The organism is Devosia indica (genome assembly GCF_003056405.1).
GTDB lineage: Bacteria > Pseudomonadota > Alphaproteobacteria > Rhizobiales > Devosiaceae > Devosia > Devosia indica.
Window position 1 is genome coordinate 1 of the sequence record NZ_PYVZ01000052.1, and the last position, 934, is coordinate 934.

The 934-nt window shown below is 61.2% G+C and carries 1 protein-coding gene; it reads right to left on the reverse strand.

Annotated elements, in window-relative coordinates; translation table 11 throughout:
• Nucleotides 1-40 precede the first annotated feature (40 nt).
• On the reverse strand, nt 41-934 hold an 894-nt coding region (locus tag DDE76_RS19365), incomplete at its 5' end, for an IS3 family transposase (RefSeq protein WP_157955935.1).

The following is a 934-nucleotide window of genomic DNA, read 5'->3' on the forward strand; positions in this document are numbered from 1 at the left end:
TGGAGTGGACCCCATTTCACCGGACAGCCGGCGGTTGGGTTTAGGCACTGAGGCGCAGGAACTCGCGTGGTGAGCGATACTTAAGCCCGGAGTGCGGGTGGACCTCACAGTAATCGTCGATCCATTCGGGCAGCAAGGCCAGGATGGTCTCGGCGTCTGGAAGGATGACGGTTGAGGCGTAATCCCTTTTCAGGGTTTTGACGAAGGCCTCAGACATGCCGTTGCTCTGCGGGCTTCGAACCGGGGTGAAGAGGAGGTCGATGCCCAGAGCGGCGGCCACCTGTGCGGTCTGCCTGGCGATATAGGCACTGCCATTGTCCGAGAGCCATTCCAGCCGGTGTGGGACCTTGAGGGCCTGGAAGCGGCGCTCGACGGCAGCGATCATCAGATCACAGACCATCTCGCCGGAGATGCCGGCATTGGCCACGGCCGACCAGGCGATGATCTCTCGGTCACAGGCGTCGATAACGAAGACGATGCGCACCACCTCGTCATTGCGGGCGTGGATCTCCAGATGATCTGAACACCAGCGGATATTGGAGCGCAGGGCAACGACAACACCGTCGTGGGTCCGCGTGGGCCGCAGGGCAGTATGCTTTTGAAGGGTGAGCCCGTTCTGCCGCATGATCCTGAGGACACGCTTGGTGTTGACGATGGGCCTGCCCTCCTTGCGCCGATGCCTGTTGAGCAATGCGGTCACACGGCGATAGCCATAGGTGGGTCGCTGGTCGATGATCGGACGCAGTTCGGCAAGAAGAGCCAAATCATCGGCCTTCCGATAAGGTCCGCGCGGCTTGGATGGCTTGCTGGCGCGCTCGATGAGGTTGGACCTGGAGACGCCCAGAGTGCGGGCAATAACGCTCATTGGGTATCGTCCTCGGGATTGCTCCACGACAGCAAGGGCGAGATCCGTTTTTTTGGGCGCGCGAGATCC